A 15,115-nucleotide genomic window follows, 5' to 3' on the forward strand; every position below is an offset into this window, starting at 1 on the left:
GGCCCCGGGCCGTCCGGCTCGGTCAGGTCATCGCGCCGTTCTTCAGGCCGCGCGATTCGCCAGCGCCTCGCGCATGGTCGTGGCGACCATCCCGTTCTGGAACTGGTCGCGCGGGACGAGCAGCGCGTCGGGAACGCGGGCCGACGCCTCCGGCCCCATCGCGTCGACCGGGTCGCTGGCGAGGATGATGCGCAGGGCCGGGCGCAGGGCCCGCGCCTCGACGGCGAGCTGCGCGCAGCACAGGCCGCCCTGGAGCGCGGTATCGACCACCATCACGTCCACCGGCAGGCCCAGGGCCAGCACCGTCATGGCGTCGACGCCGCGGTCGCAGGCGGTGACCTGATAGCCCAGCATCCGGACCTGGGCCGAGACCTCGTCGCGCCAGCGCTTGTGGCGGCCGACGACCAGGACCTGGATCCGGTAGCAGCTGCCCTGGGGAAGGCTGCTCGAGGCAGTCTCGACGTCGGCTGGGGGCATTCCGCACTCGACTTCGCGCTGGCTTTGCGATGCAGCATGCTAAGCTGGGATGCAATCCACACGCAAGCCCGGCGCCGCGAACCCGCCGCATTCGGCGCCGCGGTTGCACAAAGGCGAAGCACTCCCGCGGCGTGATCATAGGCTGGGCACGGAGTTGACGCCGGCGGGGTCGCGCGGGCAACACCGGGCCGCCGCGGGACCTGAGCCGCGCGCTGCCGGAGCCCGAGCCGATGTCGTCCGCGAAAGCCCCTCCCGTCTCCCCGCTGGCGCCCACCGCGATGCCCGACCTGCCGCCCCTGCCGGGCGTGCGGATCGCGACCGCCCAGGCGGGGATCCGCTACAGCGGCCGCACCGACGTGCTCTACGTCGCCCTCGAGCCCGGGACCCGGGCGGCCGGCGTGTTCACCCGCTCGAAATGCCCCTCGGCCCCGGTGGACTGGTGCCGCGACGCCCTGGCGGACGGGTCGGCGCGGGCGCTCGTGGTCAATTCCGGCAACGCCAACGCCTTCACGGGCCGGCTCGGGCGCGACGCGGTGGCGCGCACCGTCGAGATCGCCGCGGAGGCGGCGGGCTGCGGCGCGCGCGAGGTCTACGTCGCCTCGACCGGCGTGATCGGCGAGCCGCTCCCGGCGGAGCGATTCGCCGGCGTGCTGGCGGAGTGCGCGGCCCGGGCCGAGGACGGGCCGGCCGCCTGGACCGCGGCGGCCCGGGCGATCATGACGACCGACACCTTCCCGAAGCTCGCGACCCGCGCGGCCGAGATCGACGGCGTGCGCGTGACGATCAACGGCATCGCCAAGGGCGCCGGCATGATCGCCCCCGACATGGCGACGATGCTGTCCTTCGTCTTCACCGACGCGGCCCTGCCGCAGGACGTGCTGCAGGCGCTCCTCTCGGCCGGGACGCGGACGAGCTTCAACTGCGTGACCGTGGACGGCGACACCTCCACCTCCGACACGCTGATGCTGTTCGCCACCGCCAAGGCCGGCAACCCGGCGGTCACCGACCCCGCCGACCCGCGTCTCGCCGGCTTCCGGGAGGCGCTCGACGGCCTGCTGGTCGAGCTGGCCCAGCTCGTCGCGAAGGACGGCGAGGGCGCGCGCAAGTTCGTCACCGTGCGGGTGACCGGCGCCGAGAGCGACGCCTCCGCGCACCGCATCGCGATGTCGATCGCCAACTCGCCGCTGGTGAAGACCGCGGTGGCGGGCGAGGACGCCAACTGGGGCCGCGTGGTGATGGCCGTGGGCAAGGCCGGCGAGCCCGCCGACCGCGACCGGCTCGCGATCTGGTTCGGCGACGTGCGGGTGGCCGTCCAGGGCGCCCGCGATCCCGACTACAGCGAGGCGGCGGCGAGCGCCGTGATGCGCGAGCCGGAGATCACGGTCCGGGTCGATCTCGGCCTGGGAGAGGGCTCGGCCCGCGTCTGGACCTGCGACCTGACCAAGGCCTACGTCGAGATCAACGGGGATTACCGCTCGTGAGGGCGATCCTGGCCGGCACGCTCCTCGTCCTGAGCCTGGCGACCGGGGCGCGGGCCGACGACGCGGCGTGCAAGCGCCACATCGGCGTCGTCGGGCGCGCGTCGGAGACCCGGGCGCCGGACTTCGCCGAAGTGACGATCGGCATCGAGGCGCGCGGCCCGACCGCGGCGGCCGCCCTCGACGCGGCCTCGAAGGCGGTGGCCGGGGTCTCGGCGCAGGCCCGCGCCCTCGGGGTTCCGCCGGCCGATCTCGGCACGGCCGCCGTCACCCTGCAGGCGGCGACCCGCACCGTCGCCCGGCCTGGGGGCGCCGTCACCGAGGAGCCCGACGGCTACCGCGCCAGCAACCTCGTCACGGTCCGGCTCGCCGACATGGACCGGCTCGGCGACCTGCTCCGGCAGGCCCTCGACTCCGGCGCCAACCGCATCGACGGCGTGAGCTTCGGGCTGCGCGACCCGGACAAGAGCGAGGCCGCCCTCCAAGTGGCGGCGACCCGGGACGCGCGGAGCCGCGCCGAGGCCCTCGCCGAGGCGGTCGGCGCCAAGCTCGGCCCGCTCTGCACGCTGAGCACGGCCGCGGCCGGCACGCCGTACCGCCCGGCGCTGGAGATGGCCCGCGCGGCACCCATGGCCGCCAAGGGGCGGCGGGTGCCGCTGGAGGCGGGCACGATCCCGATGTCCTCCGAGGTCTCGGCTACCTTCGCGGTGGCGCAGTGAGCGCGCCCGGAAGCGCCCCCGAGGGCGCCCCCGCTTCCGCGCCCCTGCGCCTGCTCCTCGTGGTCGCCGTCGCCCTCGTCGACGTCGACGGTCGCGTCCTGGTGAGCGAGCGCCCGGCCGGCAAGCAGCTCGCCGGCCTCTGGGAGTTCCCGGGCGGCAAGGTCGAGCCCGGCGAGCGCCCCGAGCAGACCCTGATCCGCGAGCTGGCGGAGGAGCTCGGCATCCGGGTCGAGGAGCCCTGCCTCGCGCCGCTGACCTTCGCGAGCCACGCCTACCCGGACTTCCACCTGCTGATGCCGCTCTACATCTGCCGGCGCTGGACGGGGACGCCGCGGTCGATGGAGGGGCAGGCGCTCAGATGGGTGCGCCCCAAGGCGCTGCGCGACCTCGCGATGCCGCCCGCCGACGCGCCGCTGATCCCGTTCCTCATCGACCTGCTGGATTCCTGACCCCGGCGGGGGCCGCCGTCAGAGCGCCAGGATCGCCTCGACGACCTCCTGCACGTCGAGCGCCTCCGCGAAGGTGGCGAGGTGGTGGGGCTCGCCGCGCGCCATGCGGACGACGCCCTCGATCTGGCGCCGGAGCGTGATCGGCCGCAGCTTCTCGTTCGGGATCGCGTCGGGCTCCGGCTCGAAGCGCCCGTCGGCCCCCAGACGCTCGGCGATGGCCCAGTCGCGCAGCCGGACGGCGCCCGCGTCACCCTCCAGCGTCCAGGTGTTGTGGTCGTCGGCCGCGACGCCGCCGACGCGGCCGGTCAGGGTGACGGGGATCCCGCCCGCCGTGAGCGTGACGGCGATCGCGCGCTCGGACCGACCGGGTTCCGGGAAGTCGATCCGTCCGGCGAGCCCCGCGAGCGGGCCGAGCTGGCGGCGGGCCAGGAACAGGAAGTGCGAGACCACCTCGCGGGTGAAGCCGCCCTCGCCGCGCGCGTCGAGCCAGCGGGCGGCGTCGGCCTGCCAGGGCCGGGGCCAGCGGGCGAATTCCACCGCGACGGTGAGCGCCCGGGGCGTGCCGACCGCGCCGGCCGCGATCCAGCGCTCGAGGGTGGCGACGCCCGGCGACGAGGCGAACGGGAAATTGACCGCGCCCGCGCCCCTCGCCTCCGCCACGAAGGCGCGGGCGTCGGCGCGATCGATGGCCAGCGGCTTCTCGCAGAAGACGCTCCGGCCGGCGGCCAGGGCGGCGCGGGCGTAGCCGAGATGCGAGGCGGGCGGCGAGGCGACGTAGACGCAGTCGCTCGCCGCCACGACGGCGGCGGCATCGGCCGCGCGCGGCACCGCCGGGAAGGCCGCGCCGATCCGGTCCAGCGCCTCCGGTGACGGGTCCCAGATCGCCGCGACCCGCACGGGGGAGTCCGCCGCCCCGTGGATCGCGCCGAGGAGGCGCTCCCCCATGATGCCGGCGCCGATGATCCCGAGGGCGAGCGGTGCGTCTGAGGTCGGCATGCGGGGATCCGTGCGGCTTTTCGCGTCTGACGGGCCGCGGCGCGCGGCCCGCCGCAGGCTTTAGGAGCCCGGGCCGGCGCGGGAAAGGCCGCCGGTCGCCTCGATCGGCGATCTCAACCCTGGATGAAGGCGAGCAGGTCGGCGTTGAGCCTGTCCTTGTGGGTGGCGGCCAGCCCGTGCGGGGCGCCCGGATACTCCTTCAGCACGGCGCCCGGCACGAGCTTGACGGCGGCGCGCGCCGCGGCGTCGATCGGCACGATCTGGTCGTCGTCGCCGTGCACGAGCAGGGTCGGCACGTCGATGCGCTTCAGGTCCTCGGTGAAGTCGGTCTCCGAGAAGGCCGCCACGCAGGCGTGCACGTTCCGCAGCCCGGCCATCATGCCCTGCATCCAGAACGTGTCCCGCATACCGTCGCTGACCGCGGCGCCGGGACGGTTGGCGCCGTAGAACGGGCCGCTCAGGTCCTTGAAGAACTGCGAGCGGTCGCGCAGGACCGAGTCGCGGATGCCGTCGAACACGTCCCGGGGCAGGCCGCCCGGGTTCGCGTCGGTCCGGACCATCTGGGGCGTCACGGCCCCGACCAGCACCGCCTTGGCGATGCGCGCTGTCCCGTGCCGCCCGATGGTGCGGGCGACCTCGCCGCCGCCGGTGGAGTGGCCGACCAGCACCGCGTCGCGCAGGGCGAGATGGGCGATCAGCCCGGCGAGGTCGTCCGCGAAGGTGTCCATGTCGTTGCCCGACCAGGGCTGCCCGGAGCGACCGTGCCCGCGCCGGTCATGGGCGATGACCCGGAACCCGCGCTCCGCGAGGAACAGCATCTGGTCCTCCCAGGCGTCGCCGTCGAGCGGCCAGCCGTGGCTGAAGACCACCGGCTGCCCGGTGCCCCAGTCCTTGTAGTAGATCTGGGTGCCGTCCTGCGCGGTGAAGTAGGGCATCGTGGTCTCCCGAGGGGCGATGGGCGGTGTCGAAAGGCGGAGGGCGAGAGGCAGGGGTCGCGCGGATCGCCGGACCGGTCAGGGCCGGCCCCGCCGCGCGTCGAGGCTGAGCGGGCCGGCCCCGAAGGCCGCGACCTGAAGCAAGCCGCCGGCCATGGCGAGGTTCTTCAGGAAGTGGAACATCTGGTTCTGGTCGCCGAGGGCCGCGTGGAAGGTCACCGCGGTGGCCACCGCGAAGAGCGCGAGCACCAGGGCGACCAGCCGGGTGCGGTAGCCGGCGACGAGCAGCAGCCCGCCGACGATCTCCGTGCCGGTCGCCGCCGCGTAGGCGAGCGGCGGCAGCGGCAGGTGCGCGGCCTCGATGGTGGCGAGCGTCGCGGCCGGGGCCGCGAGCTTGCCGGCGCCGCTCACGAGGAAGATCGCGCTCATGAGGACCCGGCCGGTCACCGGCAGCAGGGCGGTCGCGCTGGAAGAGGTGGTCGGGGACATCGTCGAACGCTCCGTGCTGTCGTGCGCGGCCGGGTCAGGCCGCTTCGGGAAGTGCGAGGCCGCGAAGCCAGTTCAGCGCCAGGCCGATATCGGCCTGCGACAGGCCGTGGCCGACCGGCAGGATCCGGTGCTCGACGCGGGCTCCGGCCGCGGTGAGCTGCTGCGCCAGGCGCCGCGCATTCTCCGCGGGCACGATCGGGTCCATCGCCCCGGAGAGGATCAGGACCGGCCGGCCGGCGAGATCCGCCGCCGGCGGCTCGGCGAACGGCACCATCGGGCGGATCAGGACCGCGCCGGCCAGGGTCTCCGGCCGGAGCAGCAGCAGCGACGCGGCGATGTTGGCGCCGTTCGAGAAACCCAGCGCCACCGGCGCCCCGAGCCCGTACCGCGTCCGGGCGGCCGCCACGAAGGCCGCGAGGTCGCCGGTGCGGCGGCGCAGGTCCGCCTCGTCGAAGACGCCCTCCGCCAGGCGCCGGAAGAAGCGCGGCATGCCGTTCTCGCTGACGGCGCCGCGGGGCGCCAGCAGGGCGGCCTCCGGCGCGACCGTGCGGCCGAGGGGCAGGAGGTCGGTCTCGTCGCCGCCGGTCCCGTGCAGGAGCAGCAGCGGACGCGCGGTGTCGGGACCCGGCTCGAAGCGGTGGATGAAGCCGGCGGTGTCCTGGGTCATGATGGCCTCACGGGTGACGGGGAGAGGTCCCGCCCCGCGCGGGCGCGGGGCGGGCGTGACGGTCGCGGCTCAGGCGACCTTGGGCAGCACGGCCTCGATCTCGGCCCGGTGCGGCTCCAGGCCGGCCGGGAGCTTGAGGGCCTGGCCGAGGGCCTCGACCGGCTCGTCCACCGCGAAGCCGGGCGCGTCGGTGGCGATCTCGAACAGCACGCCGCCGGGCTCGCGGAAGTAGATCGAGCGGAAGTACTGGCGGTCGCGCTGCTCGGTGACGTGGAGCCCCCGCGCCGCGAGCGCCCGGCCCATCGCGGCCTGGGCGGCGTCGTCCGCCGCCCGGAACGCGATGTGGTGGACCGAGCCCGCCCCCGGGCGGCCGGGCAGGAACCCGCCCACGGCCCGCAGGGTGACGAGACCGCCGAGCGCGGCGCTGCCCGCGAAGCGGATCAGGCTGCCCTCGCGGCCGACCTCCTCCAGCCCGAGCACCTCCGTGAGGATCGCGGCGGTCGCCTCGGCCCTCTCGAGAAGGAGCGTCACCCCGTGCAGGCCGCGGATCGCGTGCTCGGCCGGCACCTCGCTCGACGCCCAGCCCTCCGCGTCCCCGACATCGACGCCCACCAGCGCGAGCATCATGCCGTCCGGGTCGCGGAAGCGCAGCGTCGGCGCGCCGAAGACCTGGACCAGCGGCTCGTGGGCTACGCCCTTCTCGATGAGCCGGTGGGTCCACCAGCCGATGGAGGCGCGGGGGACCCGGAAGGCCGTCTCCTGGGTCTCGCCGATGCCGACCCGGCCGGGCGCGGCGTGCTCGACGGGGAAGAAGGTCAGGATCGTGCCGGGCCGGCCGGCCGCGTCGCCGTAGTACAGGTGGTAGGTGCCCGGATCGTCGAAATTGACGGTCTTCTTCACCAGACGCAGCCCGAGGACGCGGGTGTGGAAGTCGAGGTTGCGCAGGGCCGGCCCGGAGAAGGCCGTGACGTGGTGGAGGCCGGTCTGAACCATGGCGATGTCTCCCGACGGAAGGCCGCGGCGGGCGGCCCGTTGCGATGACGGGAATGTGCCCCTTGCCATGGGCGGCGAAAATAGAAACGATGGAAACCTATCGTTTCCGGATGCGACCGATGAGACTGCCCGATTTCGAGGCCTGGGCCGTGTTCGCCAAGGTGGTGGAGACCGGCTCCTTCGGCCGCGCCGCCGCGGATCTCGGCCTGTCGAAGGCCACGGTCTCGAAGGCGGTGAGCCGGCTCGAGCTGCGGATCGGCGCCCGCCTGTTCAACCGCACGTCGCGCAAGCTCGCCCTCACCGAGGCCGGGCAGACCGCCAAGGACGGCGCCGCGCGCATCCTCGCCGAGGGCGAGGCCGCGGAGGCGCTGGCGACGGCGGGCGCCGCGGAGCCGCGCGGCCTCGTGCGGCTCGCCGCGCCGATGACCTTCGGGGTGATGCACGTGGCCCCGATCCTGCCGGCGTTCCTGCGGGACTACCCGGCCGTGTCGGTGGATCTGCACCTCTCGGACGCGGTCGTCGACCTCGTCGGCGGCGGGTTCGACATCGGCCTGCGGATCGCGGACCTGCCGGATTCCTCCCTGCGCGCGCGCCGGCTCTGCGAGATCCGCCGCTCGCTGGTCGCCACCCCGGCCTATCTCGACCGCCACGGCCGGCCCGAGCACCCGGACGACCTCGTCCACCACACCTGCCTCGGCTACGCCTACCTGCCGACCCCCGACCGCTGGCGGTTCGTCGACGGGAGCGGCGCCGAGGCCGTGGTGGTGCCGGCGGGCCAGCTCCGGGCGAACAACGCCGAGGCGCTGGCGCCGGCGCTGCGCGCCGGCCTCGGCCTCGCCCTGCAGCCCGATTTCATGATCTGGGACGACCTCGAATCCGGGCGCCTTCAACGGGTGCTGCCGGCCTGGTCGCCGCCGCCGATCGCCCTGCACCTCGTCATGCCCCCGGGCGATCCGCGGCCGGCGCGCGTGACGGCGCTGATCGCCCACCTCGCCCAGACCCTCGGCCAGGCGCCCTGGGCCGCGCCGGAGCTCCGGCGCGCTCCGGCGGACCGATAGCGCCGTGGCGGCACCCGCCTCGAGCCCAGCGCCGTCGTTCACATGGATCAAGGCCGCGGCCGAGCCGGCGCGACATCGGCGAGACGGCGGCTCGGCCTCGGCGGCCTGTTCCTTGCCAACGCGAACCGCGGAGGGCGCCCGCCGGCCGACCTCCAAGCTGTAAAAACGCCCGCTGGCTAACCTCAGGTTAGTTCGGGACAATCTGGCATTGGACAAACCCGGGTTTTCCAGGCACGGGTCAGACCCGTATAATTGTATACGTTCTATCGAGGCGTTGATGCCCCCTGCGGTCCCCGGACGTCCCGCCCCCGACCGGCTGCGGCACAAGACCGTGGCGGCGGCCGTCGCCGATTCGCTGCGCGAGCAGATCCTGAACGGGGATCTGGCGCCGGGGGTGCAGCTGCGCCAGGACGCCCTGGCGGAGGAATTCGGGATCAGCCGGATCCCGGTTCGCGAGGCCCTGCTGCAGCTGGAGGCCAGCAAGCTCGTGCGGATCGTGCCGCATCGCGGCGCGGTCGTGACGGGCCTGTCGCTGCAGGAGGTCGAGGACATCTTCCAGCTGCGCGTGCAGCTGGAGCCGCAACTGCTCCTGCTCTCGGCCCCGCACCTGACCCCCGACGACATCCGCGATCTCGACGCCCTCTCGAAGGAGTACGGCGCGGCGCTGGAGACCGGTCAGGTCCTGCGGTGGGGCGGCCTGAACAGCCGGTTCCACCTCGACCTGATCCGGCACGCCGGCCGGCCGCGGTCGCTGGCGATCGTGTCCGCGCTGCTGCAGGATTGCGAGCGGCCGACGCGGCTGCAGATCTCGACCTCCGAGGACGCGACCCGCGCGGTCAGGGAGCACGCGGAGATCCTGGCCCTGTGCGAGGCCGGCAAGTCCGACGCGGCGGCCGCCTGCCTGCGGCGCCATATCGAGCATATCGGCGCCTCGCTCATCGCCCTCTACCGCGGCGCGCACGTCGAGGCGTGAGCGGCGACCGGGCCCGCGCGGGCGCGCGGCCCAGTCCGGCCCATTCAGTCCGGCCCGTTCAGGCCGGCCGATTCAGTCCTGCTTGGCCGACCGGCCGCCGATCCGGCCCGGCAGGCGGGTCAGGCGGTCCTTCATCTCCAGGACCTTCTGGACCTTCGAGCCGAGGGTCAGGAGCTGGACGAGGCGCTCGGTGTCGAGGCGGCGCACGTCGGCGTACCAGCCGGCAAACAGCTCGAAGAGGTCGTGCATCTCCCGGAGCCGCGCCTGGGCGTGCCGCTCCTCCTCGGTCCCGGGCTCCTGCATCAGGAGCTCGCGCAGCAGGGTCAGGGTCGGGTCGACCTCGCGCTTCTTGCGCTCCTCGACCAGCGTGCGGACGATCTGCCAGATGTCCTCGGGCGTGGTGAAGTAGTCGCGCCGGTCGCCGGGCCGGTGCTGGAGCCGGACGAGGTTCCAGGCCTGGAGCTCCTTCAGGCCCATGCTGACGTTGGAGCGCGACACGCCGAGCCGCTCGACGATCTCGTCGGCGTTGAGCGGCCGCTCGGCCACGAACAGCAGGGCGTAGATCTGCCCCACGGTCCGGTTGATGCCCCACCGCGAGCCCATCTCGCCGAAATGCAGCACGAAGGTCTGGACGAGCGGGGGCAGCTGCACGGCAGGGATCCGACGCGGGGAGAGGTCAGGCGGGCGCCCCCCGGTCTATCAGCTCTTGAGCCAATACCGGAGGACCGTCGCGACGAAGCCGAGGCCGACGATGCTGGAGGCCCAGAGCCCCGCGAACCACGCGAGGCGCTTCCAGAGGGGCTGTTCTGCTGCGGGTGCCATCAGTGATATCCGTGCGCGTCGACCTTGCCGCGGAAAACCCAGTACGCGTACGCGGTGTAGGACAGGATGATCGGGATCAAGACCGAGGCGCCGGCGAGCAGGAAGATCTGGCTCGCCTCGGGCGCGGCCGCCTGCCAGATCGTGATCCGGCCCGGCACGATGTCGGGGAAGATGCTGATGCCCAGCCCCAGGAAGGTCAGGGCGAACAGCCCCAGCGCGATCAGGAACGGTGCCCGCTCGGCGCCGCCCCGCAGGGTGCGCCACAGGGCGAAGGCCGCGAGCGCCACGAGCAGCGGCACCTGGGCGGTGACGAGCACGTTCGGCATCGCGAGCCAGCGCTCGTAGTAGCGGCCCTGGAGGAACGGCGTCACCGCGCTGACGAGGGCGATGGCCGCCACCGTCGCCGCGGTGAGGCGCAGGGCCAGGCGCCGGGCCCGCAGCTGGAGCAGCCCCTCGGTGCGCATCACCAGCCACGTCGCCCCGAGCAGCGCGTAGGCGACGACCAGGCTCGCGCCGACGAGGAGGCTGAAGGGCGTGAGCCAGTCCCACCGGCCGCCGGCATAGGCCCGCCCCTCGACCGCGATGCCCTGGAGGAGCGCGCCCAGCGCGATGCCCTGCGCGAGGGCCGCCGCCAGCGAGCCGCCCGCGAAGGCCACGTCCCAGGCGGCGCGGTGGCGGGGATCGCGCCAGCGGAACTCGAAGGCGACGCCGCGGAAGATCAGCCCGAGGAGCATCGCGATGATCGGCGCGTAGAGCGCCGGCAGGATCACCGCGTAGGCCAGGGGGAAGACGGCGAACAGGCCGCCGCCGCCCAGCACCAGCCAGGTCTCGTTGCCGTCCCAGACCGGGGCGACCGAGTTCATGGCGGTGTCGCGCTCCGCGCCCGGCCGCAGGACCGGGAACAGCAGGCCGATGCCGAGATCGAAGCCGTCCATGACGATGTAGGCGAAGACCGCTAAGGCGATCACGAGCGCCCAGACCACGGTGAGGTCGAAGCTGTAGGCCATGGGTCCCTCACTCGGCCGGCTGGAGGTGGCGGTCGGGGTCGATCGCCGGGGCGGGCGTGATGCCCGCCGTCCGGATCGGCGCGCCGGGCTCGATCCCGCTCTCGCCGGCATGCGGCGGCCGGCCCATCAGGCGCAGGATGTAGCCGGTGCCCATGGCGAAGACCGCGAAGTAGATCACCACGAAGGCGGCGAGCGAGGCCGCCACCGCCGGCGCGTGCAGCGGCGAGGCCGACTGCGCGGTGCGCAGCAGGCCGTAGACCGTGTAGGGCTGGCGCCCGACCTCGGTGGTGATCCAGCCGGCCAGCACGGCCACGAAGCCCGCCGGGCCCATGGCCACCGCGAAGCGGTGCAGCGGGCGCCACGCGTAGAGGGTGCCGCGCCAGCGGGCGAGGAGGCTCAGGGCGCCCAGGAGCAGCATCAGCATCCCGAGGCTGACCATGATGCGGAACGACCAGAACACGATCGGCACCGGCGGCCATTCCGACCGCGGCAGGCTGTCGAGCCCCTTCAGGGGCGCGTCGAGGGCGTGCTTCAGCACCAGCGACGACAGCTTCGGGATCTCGACCGCGTAGCGCACCGTGCCGGCCTCCTGGTCGGGCAGGCCGAACAGCACCAGCGGCGCGCCGTCCGGATGGCTCCGGAAGTGCCCTTCCATGGCCATGACCTTGGCGGGCTGGTGCTCCAGGGTGTTGAGGCCGTGCGCGTCGCCCGCGAGGATCTGGACCGGCGCGACCAGGGCGGCCATCCACATCGCCATCGAGAACATCGTCCGGGCGGCCGGGTTGGCCCGGTCGCGCAGCAGGTGCCACGCGCCGACCGCGCCCACGACCAGCGCGGTGGTGAGGTAGGCGGCGAGCACCATGTGCACGAGGCGGAACGGGAAGGACGGGTTGAACACGATCGCCCACCAGTCCAGCGGCACGAACTGGCCCTCGGCGTTGGTGCCGTAGCCCGCCGGCGTCTGCATCCACGAGTTCACCGCCAGGATCCAGAACGCCGAGAAGAAGGTCCCGAACGCGACCATCAGCGTCGCCGCGAAGTGCAGCCGCGGCCCGACCTTCGTCATGCCGAACAGCATCACGCCGAGGAAGCCGGCCTCCAGGAAGAAGGCCGAGAGCACCTCGTAGGCCATCATCGGCCCCAGGACGGGGCCGGTCTTGTCGGAGAAGACCGACCAGTTCGTGCCGAACTGGTAGGACATCACCAGCCCGGACACGACGCCCATCGCGAAGGCGATGGCGAAGATCTTGAGCCAGTACTTGAACAGATCCATGAAGACCTGGCGCCCGGTGGCGAGCCAGAGCCCCTCCAGCACGGCGAGGAAGCTCGCGAGGCCGATCGAGAAGGCCGGGAACACGATGTGGAAGGCCACCGTGAACCCGAACTGCATGCGGGCGAGGATCAGGGGGTCGAGATTGGCGAGCACGTCGTGCCTCCGGCTCTGTGCGCGACTCTCCCTATAGCAATTTCAGAAATTTCTGAAAAGCCAAAAGACACTGCAACGCCGGTGTGGCGCCCCGGCCACGCGCCGGCGTCCGGGGTCGGTCCGGCATTGGGGATCTGGACGTCCGCGCCCGAACGCGTCAGGGTCGCCGGATTCCTCACAGGTCGGGACCACGCGGGCCCCTGGACGCGCGCCGCGCGACGGGACGCCGCGTCCCGACGCACGGAGAGCACGCGCCACCATGGCCGACACCCTCGTCTCCGCCGCGCCCGTCGATCTCGCCGCCGCGCTCTCGGCGCGCATCCGCGGCATCGGCACGAGCCAGATCGGCCTCGTGGCGGATCGCGGGCGGGACGACCCGGAGGTGGTCAAGCTGTGGATCGGCGAGGGCGACCTGCCGACGCCGCCCTTCATCGTCGAGGCCGCGCACCGGGCGATGCTGGCCGGGCACACCCGCTACACCACGTCGCTGGGGCTGCCGGCGCTGCGCGCGGCGCTCGGCGCCTACCACGCCCGCCACTGGGGCGTGGAGATCCCGCCGGACCGGTTCGGTGTCACGGCGGGCGGCATGAACGCGATCATGCAGGCGGCCCAGGTGCTGCTGGAGCCGGGCGACGAGATGATCATCCCCTCCCCGGCCTGGCCCAATCTCGCCGAGGCGGTCCGCATCGCCGGCGGCGTGCCGGTGACGGTGCCCTACCGCCGCCTGCCGGACGGGCGCTTCGCGCTGCCGCTCGCCGACATCGCGGCGGCGATCACGCCGCGCACCCGGGTGATCATGGTGAACTCGCCCTCGAACCCGACCGGCTGGACCATGCCGCTCGCCGAGATGACGGCCCTGCGCGACCTCGCCCGGGAGCGCGGCCTCTGGATCCTCTCGGACGAGGTCTACGCGCACTTCACCTACGGCAACCGGATCGCGCCGTCCTTCCTGCAGATCTGCACGGAGGACGACCGGCTGATCGTGACCAACACCTTCTCGAAGAACTGGGCGATGACCGGCTGGCGGGCCGGCTGGGTGATCTATCCCCGCGGCCTCGCGCCGACCTTCGCCAAGCTCGGGCAGTACAGCACGACCTCGATCCCCACCTTCGTCCAGCACGCCTGCATCGCGGCCCTCGAGGAGGGCGACGGCTTCATCCGCACGATGGTGGACCGCTGCGCCGAGGCCCGGGCAATCCTGGTGGAGGGGCTGTCGCGCCTGCCGGGCGTCACGGTCGCGCCGCCGGACGGGGCGTTCTACCTCATGGCCCGGATGGGCGGCGACGAGCCGAGTCTCGACCTGGCGCTGCGCCTGCTGCGGGAGGCCAAGGTCGGCGTGGCGCCGGGCACCGCCTTCGGGCCGGAGGGCGAGGGTCTGGTGCGGATGTGCTTCGCCATCAGCCCGGAGCTGGCGCGGGAGGCGGTGCGCCGGCTCGCGGGCGCGCTCGGGACCCGGGCGCCGGCCGCGCACTGAGCCGGGCGCGGGCCGCGCGACCGGGGCCCGTGTCCCCCCGCCTCAGCGGCCCCAGCGCAGGACCAGCGCGTCGTTCCGCCGGGCGAGCTCGATCAGGCCGGCCCGCGTCGCCGGGTGCAGGGGCTGGATCGGCAGCCGCGCGGTCTCGCTCGCGATCACACCGCCCTCGGCCATCAGCGCCTTGCAGGCGAGCAGGCCGCACTGCCGGTTCTCGTAGTTGATCAGCGGCAGCCAGCGCGCGTAGGCGTCCATCGCCTCCTCCCGGCGGCCGGCCGCGTAGGCGTCGGTGATCTGGCGGATGCCGTCCGGGTAGCCGCCGCCGGTCATCGCACCCGTCGCGCCGGCGTCGAGGTCGGCCATCAGGGTGATCGCCTCCTCGCCGTCCCAGGGGCCCACGACGGCGTCGCCGCCGAGCGCGATCAGCTCGCGGAGCTTGGAGGCGGCGCCCGCGGTCTCGATCTTGAAGTAGGCGACGTTGGCGATCTCCCGGGCCATGCGCGCCAGGAGCGGCGCCGACAGCGGCGTGCCCGCTACCGGCGCGTCCTGGATCATGATCGGGATCGCGATCGCGTCCGAGACCGCGCGGAAGAATTCGAACAGGCCGAGTTCCGGCACGCGGATCGTGGCGCCGTGGTAGGGCGGCATGACCATCACCATCGCGGCGCCGGCCGCCTGGGCGCGGCGCGAGCGCTCGGCGCAGACCTGCGTGGCGAAGTGCGTCGTCGTCACGATCACCGGCACGCGGCCGGCCACGTGCTCCAGCACGGCGTGCATCACCCGCTCGCGCTCGTCGTCGGTGAGGACGAACTGCTCGGAGAAGTTGGCCAGGATGCACAGGCCCTGGCTGCCGGCGTCGATCATGAAGTCGACGGCCCGGCGCTGCCCGTCGAGGTCGAGGGCGCCCGACGCGTCGAAGACCGTGGGGGCGACCGGGAAGACGCCGCGATAGGCGTGGGCGGGCGAAGTCATGCGCGGTCCTCCTGCCGGGATCGCGCATCCGGCGGACGAGCGTGTCCGCGGGCGGGATCCGGGCGCCTCTTAGCACGCGGCCTCGATCCTGGCGCGGGCCGGCGCGCGCACCGCGCTGTCGACAAGCGCACCGGCTTTCCTGTACGGCCGAGCTCTTCTTTGCTTTGTCCATCGACAGCCGAG

General features: G+C 73.6%; 17 protein-coding genes. 6 read left to right on the forward strand and 11 right to left on the reverse strand.

Features of this window, described 5'->3' with window-relative positions:
- Positions 1-42 precede the first annotated feature (42 nt).
- A complete protein-coding gene (locus tag ACLBXO_RS07135) occupies positions 43-477 on the reverse strand; it encodes a histidine kinase (protein ID WP_331315548.1) in 435 nt (144 codons plus the stop codon).
- 230 nt (positions 478-707) lie between these two features.
- Between ACLBXO_RS07135 and argJ the strand changes: the two genes are divergently transcribed.
- From argJ to ACLBXO_RS07150, 3 genes are read left to right on the forward strand one after another with little or no spacing between them, the layout of a single operon-like run.
- Positions 708-1,958, forward strand: coding sequence for a bifunctional glutamate N-acetyltransferase/amino-acid acetyltransferase ArgJ (gene argJ / locus ACLBXO_RS07140; RefSeq protein ID WP_447684943.1), 1,251 nt, complete (start codon positions 708-710; stop codon positions 1,956-1,958).
- Complete coding sequence (locus ACLBXO_RS07145) at positions 1,955-2,674, forward strand: SIMPL domain-containing protein (RefSeq protein ID WP_447684944.1); 720 nt, start codon at positions 1,955-1,957, stop codon at positions 2,672-2,674. The genes argJ and ACLBXO_RS07145 overlap by 4 nt, the downstream gene beginning before the upstream one ends.
- Positions 2,671-3,123: a (deoxy)nucleoside triphosphate pyrophosphohydrolase gene (locus ACLBXO_RS07150; protein ID WP_331316605.1), complete on the forward strand. Its 453-nt coding sequence runs from the start codon at positions 2,671-2,673 to the stop codon at positions 3,121-3,123. The genes ACLBXO_RS07145 and ACLBXO_RS07150 overlap by 4 nt, the downstream gene beginning before the upstream one ends.
- A gap of 18 nt (positions 3,124-3,141) precedes the next feature.
- Here the strand turns inward: ACLBXO_RS07150 and ACLBXO_RS07155 are convergent, their stop codons facing one another.
- The 5 genes from ACLBXO_RS07155 to ACLBXO_RS07175 form a co-directional block, all read right to left on the reverse strand.
- A complete protein-coding gene (locus ACLBXO_RS07155) occupies positions 3,142-4,119 on the reverse strand; it encodes a Gfo/Idh/MocA family protein (protein WP_447684945.1) in 978 nt (325 codons plus the stop codon).
- Between the two features lie 113 nt (positions 4,120-4,232).
- The gene (locus ACLBXO_RS07160) at positions 4,233-5,054 is read right to left on the reverse strand and encodes an alpha/beta fold hydrolase (protein WP_447684946.1); all 822 of its coding nucleotides are present in this window, start codon (positions 5,052-5,054) and stop codon (positions 4,233-4,235) included.
- A 78-nt stretch (positions 5,055-5,132) separates the two neighbouring features.
- A complete protein-coding gene (locus ACLBXO_RS07165) occupies positions 5,133-5,543 on the reverse strand; it encodes a DoxX family protein (RefSeq protein ID WP_331316610.1) in 411 nt (136 codons plus the stop codon).
- A 34-nt stretch (positions 5,544-5,577) separates the two neighbouring features.
- Positions 5,578-6,210, reverse strand: coding sequence for an alpha/beta hydrolase (locus ACLBXO_RS07170; RefSeq protein WP_331316612.1), 633 nt, complete (start codon positions 6,208-6,210; stop codon positions 5,578-5,580).
- A gap of 69 nt (positions 6,211-6,279) precedes the next feature.
- Positions 6,280-7,203, reverse strand: a complete 924-nt coding sequence (locus tag ACLBXO_RS07175; RefSeq protein ID WP_447684947.1) for a ring-cleaving dioxygenase — start codon at positions 7,201-7,203, stop codon at positions 6,280-6,282.
- Between the two features lie 119 nt (positions 7,204-7,322).
- Between ACLBXO_RS07175 and ACLBXO_RS07180 the strand changes: the two genes are divergently transcribed.
- Both ACLBXO_RS07180 and ACLBXO_RS07185 read left to right on the forward strand, forming a co-directional pair.
- Entirely contained in the window at positions 7,323-8,261 is a 939-nt protein-coding gene (locus tag ACLBXO_RS07180) for a LysR family transcriptional regulator (protein WP_331316617.1), read from the forward strand.
- A gap of 277 nt (positions 8,262-8,538) precedes the next feature.
- Positions 8,539-9,234 carry a GntR family transcriptional regulator gene (locus ACLBXO_RS07185; RefSeq protein ID WP_447684948.1) on the forward strand — a complete coding sequence of 232 codons (696 nt, stop codon included), beginning with the start codon at positions 8,539-8,541 and terminating at the stop codon, positions 9,232-9,234.
- Positions 9,235-9,306: 72 nt separating this feature from the next.
- Here the strand turns inward: ACLBXO_RS07185 and ACLBXO_RS07190 are convergent, their stop codons facing one another.
- The 4 genes from ACLBXO_RS07190 to ACLBXO_RS07205 are packed head-to-tail and all read right to left on the reverse strand — an operon-like array spanning position 9,307 to position 12,489.
- The gene (locus ACLBXO_RS07190) at positions 9,307-9,885 is read right to left on the reverse strand and encodes a GbsR/MarR family transcriptional regulator (RefSeq protein WP_331316621.1); all 579 of its coding nucleotides are present in this window, start codon (positions 9,883-9,885) and stop codon (positions 9,307-9,309) included.
- A 48-nt stretch (positions 9,886-9,933) separates the two neighbouring features.
- The gene (locus ACLBXO_RS07195) at positions 9,934-10,056 is read right to left on the reverse strand and encodes a DUF2474 family protein (RefSeq protein WP_331316623.1); all 123 of its coding nucleotides are present in this window, start codon (positions 10,054-10,056) and stop codon (positions 9,934-9,936) included.
- Positions 10,056-11,063: a cytochrome d ubiquinol oxidase subunit II gene (cydB, locus tag ACLBXO_RS07200; protein ID WP_331316625.1), complete on the reverse strand. Its 1,008-nt coding sequence runs from the start codon at positions 11,061-11,063 to the stop codon at positions 10,056-10,058. The genes ACLBXO_RS07195 and cydB overlap by 1 nt, the downstream gene beginning before the upstream one ends.
- Positions 11,064-11,070: 7 nt before the next feature.
- Positions 11,071-12,489: a cytochrome ubiquinol oxidase subunit I gene (locus ACLBXO_RS07205; protein WP_447684949.1), complete on the reverse strand. Its 1,419-nt coding sequence runs from the start codon at positions 12,487-12,489 to the stop codon at positions 11,071-11,073.
- A gap of 259 nt (positions 12,490-12,748) precedes the next feature.
- Here ACLBXO_RS07205 and ACLBXO_RS07210 point away from each other — a divergent pair, with 259 nt between their 5' ends.
- Positions 12,749-13,963: a pyridoxal phosphate-dependent aminotransferase gene (locus tag ACLBXO_RS07210; protein WP_447684950.1), complete on the forward strand. Its 1,215-nt coding sequence runs from the start codon at positions 12,749-12,751 to the stop codon at positions 13,961-13,963.
- Between the two features lie 42 nt (positions 13,964-14,005).
- Here ACLBXO_RS07210 and ACLBXO_RS07215 read toward each other — a convergent pair whose 3' ends face one another.
- Positions 14,006-14,932 (reverse strand): dihydrodipicolinate synthase family protein, encoded by a 927-nt coding sequence (locus ACLBXO_RS07215; RefSeq protein ID WP_331316629.1) that lies wholly within the window; start codon positions 14,930-14,932, stop codon positions 14,006-14,008.
- Positions 14,933-15,115: the final 183 nt, after the last annotated feature.

The organism is Methylobacterium sp. C33D (genome assembly GCF_053345825.1).

Excerpts from the sequence above, each read along its gene's own strand:
- ACLBXO_RS07135 (WP_331315548.1), bottom strand. The coding sequence starts at position 477 with ATGCCCCCAGCCGACGTCGAGACTGCCTCGAGCAGCCTTCCCCAGGGC.
- argJ (WP_447684943.1), top strand. The coding sequence starts at position 708 with ATGTCGTCCGCGAAAGCCCCTCCCGTCTCCCCGCTGGCGCCCACCGCG.
- ACLBXO_RS07155 (WP_447684945.1), bottom strand. The coding sequence starts at position 4,119 with ATGCCGACCTCAGACGCACCGCTCGCCCTCGGGATCATCGGCGCCGGC.
- ACLBXO_RS07160 (WP_447684946.1), bottom strand. The coding sequence starts at position 5,054 with ATGCCCTACTTCACCGCGCAGGACGGCACCCAGATCTACTACAAGGAC.
- ACLBXO_RS07165 (WP_331316610.1), bottom strand. The coding sequence starts at position 5,543 with ATGTCCCCGACCACCTCTTCCAGCGCGACCGCCCTGCTGCCGGTGACC.
- ACLBXO_RS07170 (WP_331316612.1), bottom strand. The coding sequence starts at position 6,210 with ATGACCCAGGACACCGCCGGCTTCATCCACCGCTTCGAGCCGGGTCCC.
- ACLBXO_RS07175 (WP_447684947.1), bottom strand. The coding sequence starts at position 7,203 with ATGGTTCAGACCGGCCTCCACCACGTCACGGCCTTCTCCGGGCCGGCC.
- ACLBXO_RS07180 (WP_331316617.1), top strand. The coding sequence starts at position 7,323 with ATGAGACTGCCCGATTTCGAGGCCTGGGCCGTGTTCGCCAAGGTGGTG.
- ACLBXO_RS07185 (WP_447684948.1), top strand. The coding sequence starts at position 8,539 with ATGCCCCCTGCGGTCCCCGGACGTCCCGCCCCCGACCGGCTGCGGCAC.
- ACLBXO_RS07195 (WP_331316623.1), bottom strand. The coding sequence starts at position 10,056 with ATGGCACCCGCAGCAGAACAGCCCCTCTGGAAGCGCCTCGCGTGGTTC.
- cydB (WP_331316625.1), bottom strand. The coding sequence starts at position 11,063 with ATGGCCTACAGCTTCGACCTCACCGTGGTCTGGGCGCTCGTGATCGCC.
- ACLBXO_RS07210 (WP_447684950.1), top strand. The coding sequence starts at position 12,749 with ATGGCCGACACCCTCGTCTCCGCCGCGCCCGTCGATCTCGCCGCCGCG.
- ACLBXO_RS07215 (WP_331316629.1), bottom strand. The coding sequence starts at position 14,932 with ATGACTTCGCCCGCCCACGCCTATCGCGGCGTCTTCCCGGTCGCCCCC.